14 protein-coding genes are annotated in these 14,440 nt (G+C 64.2%); 8 read left to right on the top strand and 6 right to left on the bottom strand.

Features of this window, described 5'->3' with window-relative positions:
- Positions 1-28 precede the first annotated feature (28 nt).
- Positions 29-1,249, top strand: coding sequence for a multidrug effflux MFS transporter (locus SJY40_RS03310; protein ID WP_378942713.1), 1,221 nt, complete (start codon positions 29-31; stop codon positions 1,247-1,249).
- Positions 1,250-1,306: 57 nt separating this feature from the next.
- Here the strand turns inward: SJY40_RS03310 and SJY40_RS03305 are convergent, their stop codons facing one another.
- From SJY40_RS03305 to SJY40_RS03295, 3 genes are all read right to left on the bottom strand, one after another.
- Complete coding sequence (locus tag SJY40_RS03305; protein WP_378942710.1) at positions 1,307-2,080, bottom strand: ATP-binding cassette domain-containing protein; 774 nt, start codon at positions 2,078-2,080, stop codon at positions 1,307-1,309.
- Positions 2,077-3,132, bottom strand: coding sequence for an ABC transporter permease (locus SJY40_RS03300; RefSeq protein ID WP_378942707.1), 1,056 nt, complete (start codon positions 3,130-3,132; stop codon positions 2,077-2,079). Before SJY40_RS03300 ends, SJY40_RS03305 begins: the two co-directional genes overlap by 4 nt.
- Positions 3,133-3,218: 86 nt before the next feature.
- Positions 3,219-4,241 (bottom strand): sugar ABC transporter substrate-binding protein, encoded by a 1,023-nt coding sequence (locus SJY40_RS03295; RefSeq protein ID WP_378942705.1) that lies wholly within the window; start codon positions 4,239-4,241, stop codon positions 3,219-3,221.
- Between the two features lie 125 nt (positions 4,242-4,366).
- Between SJY40_RS03295 and SJY40_RS03290 the strand changes: the two genes are divergently transcribed.
- The 4 genes from SJY40_RS03290 (at position 4,367) to SJY40_RS03275 (ending at position 8,398) form a co-directional block, all read left to right on the top strand.
- Positions 4,367-5,479, top strand: a complete 1,113-nt coding sequence (locus tag SJY40_RS03290; protein WP_378942702.1) for an ROK family protein — start codon at positions 4,367-4,369, stop codon at positions 5,477-5,479.
- 154 nt (positions 5,480-5,633) lie between these two features.
- Positions 5,634-6,254, top strand: a complete 621-nt coding sequence (rpsD, locus tag SJY40_RS03285) for a 30S ribosomal protein S4 (protein WP_072296971.1) — start codon at positions 5,634-5,636, stop codon at positions 6,252-6,254.
- 126 nt (positions 6,255-6,380) lie between these two features.
- The gene (gene hisC, locus SJY40_RS03280) at positions 6,381-7,472 is read left to right on the top strand and encodes a histidinol-phosphate transaminase (RefSeq protein WP_378942698.1); all 1,092 of its coding nucleotides are present in this window, start codon (positions 6,381-6,383) and stop codon (positions 7,470-7,472) included.
- Positions 7,469-8,398 (top strand): prephenate/arogenate dehydrogenase family protein, encoded by a 930-nt coding sequence (locus SJY40_RS03275; protein WP_378942696.1) that lies wholly within the window; start codon positions 7,469-7,471, stop codon positions 8,396-8,398. The genes hisC and SJY40_RS03275 overlap by 4 nt, the downstream gene beginning before the upstream one ends.
- On the opposite strand, the gene SJY40_RS03270 is transcribed toward SJY40_RS03275, so the two are convergent.
- Positions 8,395-9,411: a DUF2125 domain-containing protein gene (locus tag SJY40_RS03270; RefSeq protein WP_378942694.1), complete on the bottom strand. Its 1,017-nt coding sequence runs from the start codon at positions 9,409-9,411 to the stop codon at positions 8,395-8,397. The two genes, SJY40_RS03275 and SJY40_RS03270, sit on opposite strands and share 4 nt — an antisense overlap.
- Before the next feature lie 49 nt (positions 9,412-9,460).
- Between SJY40_RS03270 and SJY40_RS03265 the strand changes: the two genes are divergently transcribed.
- From SJY40_RS03265 to SJY40_RS03255, 3 genes are all read left to right on the top strand, one after another.
- Positions 9,461-10,027, top strand: a complete 567-nt coding sequence (locus SJY40_RS03265; RefSeq protein ID WP_378942691.1) for a gamma-glutamylcyclotransferase — start codon at positions 9,461-9,463, stop codon at positions 10,025-10,027.
- Positions 10,028-10,196: 169 nt separating this feature from the next.
- The gene (locus tag SJY40_RS03260; protein ID WP_378948257.1) at positions 10,197-11,408 is read left to right on the top strand and encodes a biopolymer transporter ExbB; all 1,212 of its coding nucleotides are present in this window, start codon (positions 10,197-10,199) and stop codon (positions 11,406-11,408) included.
- A gap of 3 nt (positions 11,409-11,411) precedes the next feature.
- Positions 11,412-13,079, top strand: coding sequence for a peptidoglycan -binding protein (locus SJY40_RS03255; protein WP_378942688.1), 1,668 nt, complete (start codon positions 11,412-11,414; stop codon positions 13,077-13,079).
- On the opposite strand, the gene SJY40_RS03250 is transcribed toward SJY40_RS03255, so the two are convergent.
- Positions 13,076-13,411: a DMT family transporter gene (locus tag SJY40_RS03250; RefSeq protein ID WP_378942686.1), complete on the bottom strand. Its 336-nt coding sequence runs from the start codon at positions 13,409-13,411 to the stop codon at positions 13,076-13,078. The two genes, SJY40_RS03255 and SJY40_RS03250, sit on opposite strands and share 4 nt — an antisense overlap.
- On the bottom strand, positions 13,411-14,436 hold the full coding sequence (locus tag SJY40_RS03245; protein ID WP_378942683.1) for a YihY/virulence factor BrkB family protein: 1,026 nt from the start codon (positions 14,434-14,436) through the stop codon (positions 13,411-13,413). Before SJY40_RS03245 ends, SJY40_RS03250 begins: the two co-directional genes overlap by 1 nt.
- Between the last annotated feature and the right edge of the window lie 4 nt (positions 14,437-14,440).

The following is a 14,440-nucleotide window of genomic DNA, read 5'->3' as shown; positions in this document are numbered from 1 at the left end:
GCCGGGTCTGAACCGACAGGTGATCCCCATGACCCAAACGACCATGACCGGCACGACGCAGCAGCGTCGGCTGCCCTTGCCCGAATTCATCGCGATGCTGGCGTTCCTTTTCGCCACCATCGCCTTTTCCATGGATGCGATGCTGCCGGCCCTGCCCCGCATCGCGTCGGACCTGACGCCCGACAACGTCAATCGCGCCCAACTGATCCTGACCAGCTTTGTGGCCGGCATGGGGCTGGGCACGCTGTTTGCCGGTCCGCTGTCGGATGCCTTGGGCCGCAAGCGGACCATCACGCTTGGCTTTGGCATCTATATCGTCGCCACCATCGCGGCCCTTTACGCCAATTCGCTTGAACTGCTGCTGATCGCGCGCTTCGTGCAGGGTATCGGCGCGGCTGGACCCCGGATCGTCGGGCTGGCACTGGTCCGCGACCTCTATCAGGGCCGCGAGATGGCGCGCATCACCAGCTTCGTGATGATGATCTTCATCACCGTTCCCGCCATCGCGCCCACCATCGGTGCGGGCATCATCAGCTTTTCGGATTGGCACGGGGTCTTCATCGCCTTCATCGCCTTCGCCCTGATCGGCGCCACATGGCTGAACCTGCGCCAGGCCGAGACCCTGCCCGTCCCCGAGCGCCGCCCCCTGCGCGTCACCACCTTGCTGGCGGCCGCCCGCGAGGTGCTGTCGAACCGTCAGGTCATGCTGGCCACCGTCATCCTGACCCTGGGCTTCGGGCAGATGTTCGGGCTGCTGTCATCGGCACAGCAGCTGTTCGGTGAAACCTATGGCAAGGGCGAGAATTTCCACCTGTGGTTCGCGCTGATGGCGTTGTTGTCGGGGTCGGGCACGATCCTGAACGCGACCTTCGTGATCCGCTTCGGGATGCGCCGGATGGCGAAATGGGCCTATGTGATGCAGACCGTGGTGTCCTCGGTGATCCTGCTGCTGATGCTGGCCGATGTCATTCCGGTGGCTCTGCAGTTCCCGGCCTTCTTCTTTTGGGCGACCAGCGTCTTCTTCATGGCGGGCGTCACCTTCGGCAACCTGAACGCGCTGGCCTTGCAGCATATGGGGCATATCGCGGGGATGGCGGCCTCGATCGTCGCGGCAATCTCGACGCTGTCGGCGGTGGTCATCGCGGCCCCCGTGGGGCTGCTGTATGACGGGACCGCGATCCCCGCGATCACCACGACGCTGATCTGTTCGGCGCTGGCATGGTTCCTGATCCGCCGCTTGGGCGACTGACATGCAAAAGGGCGGGACATCACGTCCCGCCCTTTTCAGATCTGCCATCGCCTTGCGTCAGGCGGCGACTCCGTCCGGAACCTTGGCGCCGGTCATATAGGCCACGGCATCCGACATCGTATGTTCCTTGGGGTTGATCACGCAGAGGCGCTTGCCAAGACGGTGGATGTGGATGCGGTCCGCGACCTCGAAGACATGGGGCATGTTGTGGCTGATCAGCACGATCGGGATGCCCCGCGACCGCACATCTTGGATCAGGTCCAGCACGCGACGGCTTTCCTTGACGCCAAGCGCCGCAGTCGGTTCGTCAAGAATGATGACGCGGCTGCCGAAGGCTGCGGCACGGGCCACGGCCACGCCTTGACGCTGACCACCCGACAGGGTCTCGACCGGCTGGCTGATGTTCTGGATGGTCATCAGCCCCAGTTCGGACAGCTTTTCACGAGCAAAATTATCCATGGCGGGCTTGTCCAGCATGCCAAGGAACTTGCCCATGAAACCTTTGCGGGTGATTTCGCGGCCCATGAACATATTGTCGGAAATCGACAGGGCGGGAGACAGTGCCAGCGTCTGATAGACCGTCTCGATCCCCGACTTGCGGGCATCCAGCGGGCTGTCGAAGCTGATCGGCTTGCCGTCCAGCCGGATCTCGCCCTCATCGGGGCGGACCGCACCGGAGAGGGCCTTGATCAGGCTGGACTTGCCGGCACCATTGTCGCCGATAACTGCCAGGATCTCGCCGGGATAGAGGTCGAAATCCGCGTGGTCCATGGCGGTCACGCGACCATAGCGCTTGACCAGATTGCGGGCGGAAAGAAGCGGCTCGGTCATGACGACACCTTTCTGATCCATTGGTCGATGGCGACGGCGAAGATGATCAGCCAGCCGGTCGCGAACAGCTGCCACAACACGTCCACACCCGCCAGCCGCAGCCCCGAGTTGAAGACACCCACGATCAGCGCCCCGATCAGCGGCCCAAGGATCGACCCGCGACCACCGAACAGCGAGATGCCCCCGATGACGACTGCGGTGATGGATTCAAGGTTGGCCTCGAAGAACGAGGTCGGGCTGATCGAACCGACGCGCCCGATGGACGACCAGGCGGCCAGCGCGCAGATCATGCCCGCGACAACATAGACGGACATCAGGATCTTGTTGGTCTGGATGCCTGCCAGCGCCGCCGATTCCGGATCATCGCCGACGGCATAGACGCGACGGCCCCATGCGGTCTTGTACAGCGCGTAATACAGCACGGCAAAGACGATCACCATCAGGACGACGCCATAGGTCAGCACCGCGTCCCCGACGTTGAAGCGGGTGCCGAAGAATTTCAGGAAGGGCGCTTCTGCGTCCAGCGTCTGGCTTCGGATCGTTTCCCTGCCCGACATGTAGTAGTTCAGCGCAAGGAAGATGTTCCAGCTGCCAAGCGTGGTGATGAAGGGCGGCAGTTTCAGCCGCGTGACCAGCAGGCCGTTCAGCGCGCCGGTGCCCGCACCGCAGGCCAGACCGATGATGATGGCGATCGGCACCGGGATGCCGAAGTTCACCGCCAGGTTGCCCATGATTACCGAGATCAGCACCATGACCGCACCGACCGACAGGTCGATACCCGCCGTCAGGATCACCAGCGATTGCGCCGCCGCCAGCGTGCCGACGACCGCCACCTGCTGCAGGATCAGCGACAGGTTGAACGCCGAGAAGAAGTTGGGAGAGATCATCCCGAAGGCGATCAGCGACAGTACCAGCACGATGACCGGTACCATGGTGGGATATTGGTGCAGGAAATGCTGCGTCCGGTCCAGAAGGCTGCGCGAGTGGTGTTCGAATTGGGCAACCGACTCGCTGGCATTTCGCTGGACCACGGGATCTGGGGAATCGGACATGAATGTCTCCGTGGGTTTGGACCGACAAGGCAAGGCGGCGACCAATGTCGCCGCCGCCCCGTCAGGTTGTCATGGTCGGCAGGGGATCAGCCCCAGCAACGATCCAGGCCTTCTTCGACGCTGATCGACTCGACGCCATCGACGGCTTCATCCGTGACCAGGCTGACGCCGGTGTCGGTGAAATCAAGACCTTCGGTGGTCTCGGGCTTGGTGCCGTCCTTGGCGAAGGCGGCAATGGCTTCGACGCCCTTGGATGCCATCAGCAGCGGGTACTGCTGGGACGTGGCGCCGATGACGCCTTCCTGCACGTTGGTCACGCCCGGGCAACCGCCGTTGACCGAGACGATCAGGACGTCGCTTTCCTTGCCGAAGGACTTCAGCGCCTCATAGGCACCGGCCGCGGCAGGTTCGTTGATGGTATAGACCAGATTGATGGCGGGGTCCTTTTGCAGCAGGGCCTCCATCGCCTCGCGGCCGCCTTCCTCGTTGCCCGAGGTGACGTCATGGCCGACGATGCGGGCATCGTCTTCGTCGCCGATCTGGTTTTCGTCCTTCACGTCGATGCCAAAGCCTTCCAGGAAGCCCTGGTCGCGCATCACGTTGACCGAAGGCGCACTGGCCGACAGGTCAAGCATGGCGATCTTGGCGTCAGCGGCCGCTTCGCCCATCTTGCCCGCGGCCCATGCGCCGATCAGGCGGCCGGCTTCGCGGTTGTCGGTGGCAAAGGTCGCATCGGCGGCGTCGATCGGGTCCAGCGGCGTGTCCAGCGCGATGACCAGCATGCCGTTGTCGCGGGCCTGGCTCAGCGAATCGACGATGGCCTTGGTGTCGGATGCCGCGATCAGGATGCCCTTGGCACCAGCCGCGATGCAGCTTTCGACGGCCTGCTGCTGGGTTTCGTGGTCGCCATCGACCTTACCGGCAAAGGTCATCAGCTCGACGCCCAGTTCATTGGCCTTTTCGGTCGCGCCTTCCTTCATCTTGACGAAGAACGGGTTGATGTCGGTCTTCGTGATCAAGCACGCCTTGGTCGTGTCCTGCGCTTGTGCGAAACCTGCCGACAAGGCAAGGGCGGACAGCGCGACGGACGCGCGGAAAACGGTTTTCATGGTCACTTTATGTATCTCCTCCAGCATGGCGGTTCCTCGGCCGCCTTGCGATCAGAAAGCCTCAAGAAATAACCCTTGTCAATAAATCAATCATGTTGATTAATACATTTTCGGAGGAGAACTGCATGACAACTGATCGTGTCGATCCCGGCTGGCTCAGCCGGAACGAGCGGCTTGTGCTGTCGTTGATACGGCGTCACGGCCCGATGTCGCGCGCGGTGCTGGCCCATCAGATCGGGCTGTCGGCACAATCGGTCACCAACCTGACGCGCAAGCTGATCGGCGCCGGTCTGCTGGAAACCGAAGCCGCCATCCGGGGCAAGGTGGGCCAGCCTTCGACGCCCTTGGCGCTGGCTCCGGGCGGGGCGCTGTTTCTTGGCCTCAAGATCGGGCGACGGCTGGTGGAACTGGCGCTGGTGGATTTCACCGGTCAGGTCCGCATCCACCGCCAAGAGGTCTATGCCTTTCCCGACCCCGAAAGGGTGCTGGCATTTGCCCGCCACGGGCTGGCCACCATCCTGCGGTCCCTGGACCCCGACGAGATGCGCCGCCTGATGGGTCTTGGCATCGCGGCCCCCTATCGCCTGTGGGACTGGGGCAGCGACATGGAGACATGGCTGGACGTCGATTTGCACCGCATTCTGGATCAGGAAATGCCGTTCCCGGTGTTTTTGGAGAACGATGCGACGACGGCCTGCGCCGCCCAGCTGATCTTTGGCGGACAACGCCTGCCACCCGACTTCATCCACATCTATATCGCCCATTTCGCGGGGGGCGGCATCGTGCTGGATGGTGCCCTGCGTCACGGACCACAGCGCAATGCCGGGGCGCTTGGCTCGATGCCGGTCCCCGAGGGCGGGCAACTGCTCGAGATCGCTTCGGTCGCGGCACTGGAACGCGACATCGGTCACATCCTGCCGCCCGACGACAGCGGCTGGAACGTGCCGCCGGATCTGGAAGCGGCGTGGTGCAAACGCGCGGGCAAGGCGCTGGCCTTCGCCGCACTGTCGGCGGTGGCGCTGGTCAACCTGCCGCTAGTGGTGATCGACGGCGCCCTGCCCCCCGCCACCCGGACCCGGCTGGCCGAAGCGACTCGCTTGGCACTGCTGGAGCGCCCCACGGCGGGCATCGATCTGCCGCAGGTGATCGAAGGGTCCCTGGGCCGCAGTGCCCGCATTCTAGGTGCCGCCGCCCTGCCCCTGTCGCATTTCTTCCAACCGGACGGCACCCTGTCGTGAATCTGCGCCGTTTCTGCGGGCTTTGCGGTTGACGCGCGGCCACACCCCTGTATAAGCCGCGACTTCATTGGTGTTGGTGGACCCCGCGAGGGGAACCCTGTCAGGCGCAAGCCAGAGGACAACGCCCTTCGTAACCTTAAGAAGGAGATCAGCCGTGACAAAACGCACGTCTGCCAAGTACAAAATTGACCGCCGCATGGGCGAAAACATCTGGGGCCGCGCCAAATCGCCGGTCAACCGTCGTGAATACGGCCCGGGTCAGCACGGTCAGCGCCGCAAGAACAAACTCTCCGACTTCGGCACCCAGCTGCGCGCCAAGCAAAAGCTGAAGGGTTACTATGGCGACCTGACCGAAAAGCAGTTCCGTCGCATCTTCGGTGAAGCCGAGCGCGTCAAGGGCGACACCGGTGAGAACCTGGTGGGTCTGCTGGAGCGTCGTCTGGATGCGATCGTGTATCGCGCCAAATTCGTCGCCACGATCTTTGCCGCACGTCAGTTCGTGAACCACGGCCACGTGGAAGTGAACGGCCAGCGCGTCAACATCCCGTCCTACCGCGTCAAGGAAGGCGATGTCATCTCGATCCGCGAGCGTTCGCGCCAGCTGGCCGTCGTGCTGGAAGCCGTCGCCCTGACCGAGCGTGACGTTCCGGACTATATCGAAGCGGACCACAACAAGATGACCGCGACCTTCGTCCGCACCCCGGCACTGGGCGACATCCCCTATGCCGTGCAGATGGAACCGAACCTGGTCGTCGAATTCTACGCGAAGAACTGATCTTCGCCATCATCGACTGTCGAAAGGGTCGCATCTTCGGATGCGGCCCTTTTTCATGTCGCATCCCGTGGGGTCTTTCATAACCCGCAGCGGCGGATTAGACGGGGCGGGACAAAGGATGGACCCATGACCCAGATACCCGTGCAGCCCGGCATCATGGACATTGCGCTCTACGTCAGCGGCGAAAGCACGCTGAAGGGGCGCGCGGACGTGTTGAAACTGTCCTCGAACGAAAACCCGTTGGGCTGCAGCCCTGCGGCGCAGGCGGCCTTCGCGGCGGCCTCGGGCGATCTGCATCGATATCCGGTCACCGATCACAAATCCCTGCGCACCGCCATCGGCCAGATCTGCGATCTGGACCCCGACCGCATCATTTGCGGCGTGGGTTCCGACGAGGTGCTGCAGTTCATCACCCATGCCTATGCCGGCACCGGCGATGAGATCATCACGACCGAGCACGGCTTTTCCATGTATCCGATCCTGGCGCGGATGGTCGGCGCGGTCCCCGTCACCGTTTCCGAAGGCGAACGGCGCGTCGATGTTCAGGCGATCCTTGATGCCGTAACCGAACGCACCCGTATCGTCTTCATTGCCAACCCGGCCAATCCGACGGGGACGATGCTGAATGCGGATGAACTGCAGCAGTTGGTTGACGGCCTGCCCGACCGCGTGATTCTGGTCCACGACGGCGCCTATACCGAATTCGCCGATGGCTTCGACGGTGGCGCATCGCTGGTCAACCGGCATCCGAACGTCATCATGACGCGCACTTTCTCCAAGATCCACGGGCTGGGCGGGCTGCGCATCGGCTGGGGCTATGCCGCGCGGGACATCATCGATGTCCTGAACCGCGTGCGCCAGCCGTTCAACCTGTCCAACGCGCAGATGGCCGCCGCCGAAGCCGCCATCCGCGACACGACATTCACCCGGACCTGTGCCGATCTGAACCGCCGGATGCGCGACTGGATGCGTCAATCGCTGGTGCAGATGGGCATCGGCTGCGACGAAAGCTTTGCCAACTTCGTGCTGGCGCGGTTCGACAGCCCTGAAACCGCCGCCGCCGCCGATGCCGCCCTGCGCGACGATGGCATTCTGGTGCGCCGCGTCGGTGGATACGGCCTGCCGGCTGCCCTGCGGATCACGGTCGGCGACGAAGACGGCTGCCGTCGTGTCATCGCGACCCTTGGCAGCTTCATGGCCGAACGGAGAGCGGAATGACCGTCATTTACGACCGCGTTGCCCTGATCGGGCTGGGGTTGATCGCGGGCTCGATGGCGCATGCCATGCGGGCGGGTGGGCTGGCCGGACATATCGCAGGCTTTGCGCGTAGCGCCGAGACCCGCCAGACCGCCCGCCAGATCGGTCTGTGCGACAGCATCCATGACGATATCAAGGATGCCGTTGCCGGTGCCGATCTGATCGTGCTGGCGGTTCCGGTGGGCGCCATGGGTCAGGTGATGGCCCAGATCGCGCCGCATCTGGCACCGGGGGCGACGGTCACGGATGTCGGCTCGGTCAAGCAATCGGTCATTGATGCCGTCGCGCCGCATGTCCCGCAGGGCGTCCACTTCGTTCCCGGGCACCCCTTGGCCGGGACCGAACATTCGGGGCCAATGGCCGGTTTCGCAACGCTTTTCGCCAATCGCTGGTGGCTGCTGACGCCCCTGGCCGACAGCGATGATGCTGCCGTTGCGCGGCTGGACCGCCTGATCACCGCCATGGGTGCCAAGACCGACCGGATGGAGCCGACGCATCACGATCTGGTGCTGTCCGTCACCAGCCATGTTCCCCACCTGATCGCCTATACGATGGTCGGCGTCGCCGATCATCTTGGCCGCGTGACGGATGAGGAAGTGATCCAATATTCCGCCGCCGGTTTCCGCGATTTCACCCGCATTGCCGCCAGTGATCCGACCATGTGGCGTGACGTGTTCCTGCACAACAAGGATGCCACGCTGGACATCCTTGGCCGCTTCACCGAGGAACTGTTCGTTCTGCAGCGCGCCATCCGCATGGGTGACGGCCAACAGCTGCATGATTACTTTACCCGCACGCGCGCAATCCGGCGCGGCATCATCGATGCGGGTCAGGACACGGGCGCACCCGATTTCGGCCGGACGCCGGGGGCGAAACCCTCGGCCTAGATGGCGCCGAAGGGCGGGGCGGGTCCGATGGGGATGCCGCCCAGCCTGATCTGCCCCTCGATCATCTGTACCGGCAGCCGCACCTGCCCGTTCGCCGGTTCGGGATAGTCGGGGCCGGGCATTTCCGCATCGATCTGCGCCCTGGCCAACTGTCCCAGCCCGGCACGCAGCAACATCCGCGTCGATGGCGGGATCAGCCCCATGTCCGAGGCCTGATCGATGATCTGCTGGGCATCGGCGGTATAGATGGCGACCTGTCCCTCGGCCAGACCGTCCTTGTCGCGCACGACACGGCCCACGACGCGCAGCGACATCGCCCCTGCCCCGATGGTCAGGCCCGATGTCTGCCAGCCCACGATCGACGGCGTCGCCTGCCCCCGAACCGAAGGCGTCCCGTCCAGCCACAGCAGGATGCTGCCGCTGACACTGACCGGATCGGGAATGCCCTGCAGGTTCAGCCCCATCTGCGACAGCAGCGCCGTCTGAACCGCCCCCAGCCCCAGATGCGCATCATAAGACGCACGCGCGACAAGCGGCGCGTCCGAACCCAGGCGTGACATCTGCAGTTCAAGATCTAGCCCCTCGATCACCGGCGTGCCGTCAAGCGTGATCCGATCTGCCATGATGTCGATGTGATCGGGCGCCAGACGCTTCAGCGGTGCTAGACGGATCATCGCATGCGGACCATCCAGCCCAAGGACATGGGTCTGACCGGCAATGGTCATCTGGCCGTCGTTCGGCAGGATCAGATGCGCCGTGGTCGGTGCGGCAGGCGACATGCGGACCACCGCCCAAGGCAGCGACAGGCCGCCCACCGGATCGCTGAAAGAAGGCGCCTCGATCCGCAGTCCGAAATCCGGAGGGTCGCGCAATGGCTGAACGGATGCTGCCTGCAACGCCGGATCGCCCGCGATCAATTCGGCGACACGGCGGCTGGCCAAGGTTTCACCCCCCGCCCAGAGGCCCACGACCGCCGCAGCACACAGCCCGATGCCGATGAATGCCCTGAACATGCGACCTGCCTCTTTTTTCCGCCCGTCTGGTGGCTTACCTTTGCCGACAATGGATGAAACGACAACGCATAAGATCGAATGGGTCTTCGGCTATGGCTCCCTGATCTGGGACCCGGGCTTCGACCCCGTCGAAACCGCCCCCGCGCGCCTTGCAGGTTTTGCGCGCAGCTTCTGCCTGCGCTCGATCGAGCATCGGGGCACCTATGACCTGCCCGGGCTGGTCCTGGGTCTGGATGAGGACCCGCAGGCCGCCTGTCGCGGTGTGGCACTGCGCATCGCCCCGCAGGACCATGACCGCGTGCTGGCCTATCTTCGCGCGCGCGAACTGGTCACCGAGGCCTATCGCGAAGAAATCCTGCCCCTGCAGCTGGAGGACGGGCGCCATGTCCACGCGCTGGCCTATGTGATGCGACGCGATCACTGGCAATATGCGGGCGGCTTGCCGCATGACGAACAGGCCCGCATCATCGCCATGGCGCATGGTGGCCGGGGACCGAATGCGGATTATCTGCACAACACCGCATCCCATCTGGCCGACATCGGCATGGCCGACGATGAGCTGAACAGCCTGTCGCGCGCGGTTCGGGCATTGCAGGACGCCATACCGCGCGGCTGAGGCCCCTTTCGGAACGCTTGGCAAGTGCAGGGGCCTTCCCTACACTTGGCGGAAAAGCATCGAAGGGACGGGTATTTACGTGAGCGATCCGACACATGGCGAACCTCGTGCCCCCGGGCGGCTGACCCTTGGCGAACGCCGTATCACCGCGACGCGCGATCAGGCGTTGATGGGTGCCGGTGCGCCGCGCTTTTCCCAACCGGTGCGCCAGATCCTGCTGATGCTGACGGTGCTGGCGCTGGTGATGATCGGGGGCTGGCTGACCTATGGTCGGATCCTGCCGATCTTCATGGCCAACACCTGGCTGAACGGCCTGATCTTGGCGGTCTTTGGCCTGGGTGTGCTGGCCTGTTTCTGGCAGTTGGCGCAGCTGGTCCGCTCGGTCAGCTGGATCGAAGGATTTGCCGCCCGCCGTCGCGGTGCCGAAACCGCCGCGCCCGATGCGGTGGCCCCGCGTCTGTTGGCGCCACTGGCCGCGCTGTTGGGCACGCGGGGCCCTGCGGATGGCGTGATCTCGACCGGATCGGCGCGCTCGATTCTGGATTCGGTGGCGACGCGCATCGACGAATTGCGCGACATCACAAGATATCTTGCCAACCTGCTGATCTTCCTTGGTCTTCTTGGAACCTTCTACGGGCTTGCGACCACGGTTCCGGCGGTGGTCGAAACCATTCGTGCCCTTGCGCCGCAGGATGGCGAAACCGGGCTGGATGTCTTCGACAAGCTGATGACCGGCCTTGAGGCGCAGCTGGGCGGGATGGCGACGGCGTTCTCATCCTCGCTGCTGGGTCTGGCGGGGTCGCTGGTGGTGGGCCTGCTGGAACTGTTCGTGACGCATGGCCAGAACCGCTTCTATCGCGAGCTGGAGGAATGGATGTCGGGCTTTACCCGCATCAGTCTGGCCGGCAGCGACGGTGAAGGTGTCGATCAGGCGGCATTGGCCGGTTTCCTTGAACAGATGGCGGGTCAGATGGACCGGCTGCAAAGCTATCACGCCGATCGTGACACGCTGCGCGAGGAAGCCGCCCTGATGGCCGACGAGCGCGTCGTCGTCATGGCACAGGCGATCGAGGCGCTGGTGCAGCGCCCCGACGGGGGCAATGCGCAACTGGTGGACGGCCTGAACCGTCTGGCCGACGGGCAGGACAAGCTGCTGGCCGCGTTGGCGACGCAGACCCCTGTTGCCCCCGACCTGTCGCGTCTGGAGGCGGCTCTGACCACCATGATGCAGGATATGAACGAAGGCCGGGACGAGATGGTGGCCGAATTGCGCTCGGACATTCTGGTGCTGACCCGCGCCGTGCGGGCCGCGCGCTTCAGCGACCCCTTCCGCGACGACCTGCTGCCGGGCGATCCGCTGTTGCCGCATCAGGGGGGCTAGGGGATGCGCTTGGCAAGAGGCTCATCCGCGCAACGGTTTTCGGCCACGATCTGGCCGGGGTTCGTGGATGCCATGACGGCGCTGCTGATGGTGCTTATGTTCGTGCTGACCATCTTCATGGTGGTGCAATCGGTGCTGCGCGAACAGATCACCTCGCAGGACAGCACCATCACCGATCAGGGGCAGATGATCTCGGATCAGCAGCAACAGCTTGAGGGATTGGGGCAGCAGGTCGCATCTTTGAATCAGGCCCTTGGCGCAATGGGCGATGAACGCGACGCGCTGGCCGACGATCTGCAGAGTCAGACCGCCCGGGCCGCCGATGCCGAAGCTGCGGCCCGCGAACGCGCCGCCCGCATCACCCGCCTGCGCAGCCAGCTGGACCAAGGCCGCCAACAACTGGAAACCGCTCAATCCCGCCTGACCGATTTCGAAGCCGAGGTCGCCACCCTGCTGGCCGCACGCGCGACCGATGCCGCACGGGTCGAACAGCTGCAGGCGGATGTGGAACAGGCTGACCAGCGCGCTTCAGCCGCAGAGATGGCCATAGCCGCCGCCCGCAGCGAAACGGATGCTGCGGCCGAAACCGCCCGCCTTGCCGCCGCCCGTCGAGATGCGCTGCAGGCACTGGTCGCGGATCTGCGCAGCCGCAATGCCGAAACCGGTCAGGCTCTGGCCAGCGCGCAGAATGACCTTAGTCAGGCCGAGCAGGACCGTCTGGCCGAATCCGAGGCCGCCGCCCTGCTGCGCGACCGGCTTGAGACTGCGGACAGCGAATTGACCGCCATGACGCTGGCGCTGGAGGAACAGCGGCGGCAGGCGGAAGACACGCTGACCCTGCTGGCCGCGGCAAATGCCGCCAAGGACGACGCCGAACTGCAGGCTGCCCGCCAGATGGACGAGGCCGAACGCCAGGCTGCCTTGTTGGCCACCGCGCGACAGGAACTGGACCAGCAGGATGACATGGCCGATGACAGCCAACGACGCGTTGCCCTGCTGAACGAACAGGTGGCGCAACTGACGGCGCAGTTGGGGTCATTGCAGGCGCTGTTGCAGGCGGCGGGGGATGAACAGGACCAAGCCGAACTGCAGGTGGCCGAATTGGGACAGCAGCTGAACGCCGCCCTGCTGCGCGCTGCCAACGAAACCCGCCAGCGCCTGACGCTGGAAGAACAGGCCCGTCAGGACGCCGAGGCCGAAGCGCAGGACCTTGCCCGCTATCGGTCGGAATTCTTTGGCCGGCTGTCGCAGATCCTGTCTGGACGCGATGGCGTCAAAGTGGTGGGCGACCGCTTCGTCTTCCAGTCCGAGGTGCTGTTCGACACCGGTGAGGCGACACTGTCCCCCGCCGGACGCGACCAGATCGCGGGCGTGGCGCGGCTGCTGACCGAAATCTCGGACCAGATCCCCGATGAGATCGACTGGATCATCCGCGTGGATGGCCATACCGACAGCCTGCCCCTGTCCGGCACCGGGCGCTATCGCGACAACTGGGAACTGAGCCAAGGACGGGCGCTGGCCGTGGTGCGATATCTGACCGATCAGCTGGGCTTCCCGGCGAACCGCTTGGCGCCCACCGGTTTTGCCGACACGCGCCCCATCGCGCCGCAGGACACAGCCGAGGACCGCGCCTTGAACCGCCGGATCGAGTTGAAACTGACCGAGCGTTAATGTCCGACGGTGTTGGAAAAGACGTTGATGACCACCACTCCGGTCACGATCAGCGCCAGCCCCAACACCGCAGGCAGGTCCAGACGCTGGCCGAAGACGACCAATCCGATGATAGCCACCAAGGCCACGCCGCAAGCGCTCCAGATCGCATAGGCGACGCCCAGGGGCAGGACCTTCAGGCTGACCGACAGCAGATAGAAGCTGGCTAGATAGCACAGCGTCATCGCGACCGTTGGCCACAGCCGGGTGAATTGCTCGGACCGCTGCAGCATCGAGGTACCCAGCACTTCGAGCACGATGGCCGTGATCAGCGGGAGATAGGGCGAAGGCATCACTCGGCTTTTTTCCCTAACGCCTCAAGGGGTTCAAGACCGGCCATCTTGCGCAGATGGCTGTCCAGTTCCGAGTTGATCTCGGCGCCGACCAAGACGATGGTCGCGTTCAGCCACAGCCATGTCATCAGCGCCACGACCGCGCCCAGCGAACCATAGGTTTCGTTGTAGTCGGCAAAATTCGCGGCGTACCAGGAAAACAGCATCGAGGTCGCCACCAGAACCACCGCGGCAAAGACCGCCCCCGGCGATACCCACCGCCAGCGCACGTCCGGAACCGCCGGTCCCCAACGATAGATCGCGGCCAGCGCCAGGACCAGCACGCTGAACATGATAGGCCAGCGGACGATATTCACGAAGGTTTCGCTGCCCAAACCAAGCGGCAGATAGCCCAAGACAATGGGCACGACGGCGATGACGATCAGCATCAGTGCAATCATCAGCAGACCGCCAAGCGTAAAGGCCATGGCAACGATGTTCAGCCGGAAAAAGCCGCGGGTTTCGCGTTGGAAGAATGCAACGTTCAGCGCCGACAACAGTGCCTTCATCCCACCATTGGCGGAATAGAACGCCAGCAGTAACGCCACGATCCCCGCCACCGACAGCGCACTGGAAGATGCCGAGGTGATCGAGCTAACCTGTTCGCGGATGATATCCAGCGAACTGGCCGGCAGCAGCGCCTGCAGCATTTCCAGATGCGACTGGATGGTCGCCGGGTCGGCCAGCAGACCATAAAGCGACACGAACGCCGTGATCGCGGGGAACAGCGACAGCAGGCCAAAGAAGGTCACGCCGCCCGCAACCGAGGTGACGCGATCTTCCCCGATCTGCGTGAAGATCGACTTGCACAGCGCAATGATGTCGCGCCACCGCAGGTCGCGCAGCCGCGGGTTCTTGCCCTTCGGCAGGGAATCCGGCTCCAAGGGCGGTTTCTTGCGGTCCTCGGCCAGGCCGAAGCGGCTGCGGGTCTGGTCGTCCAATGGATCGAAGATCGCGCTGAGTACGCCCGGCTTGTCCTGCATCATATGT

The organism is Paracoccus sp. R86501 (genome assembly GCF_042466435.1).
Taxonomy (GTDB): domain Bacteria; phylum Pseudomonadota; class Alphaproteobacteria; order Rhodobacterales; family Rhodobacteraceae; genus Paracoccus.
The sequence above is the reverse complement of the archived record's forward strand: the minus strand, read 5'-3'. Positions and strand labels throughout refer to the sequence as shown.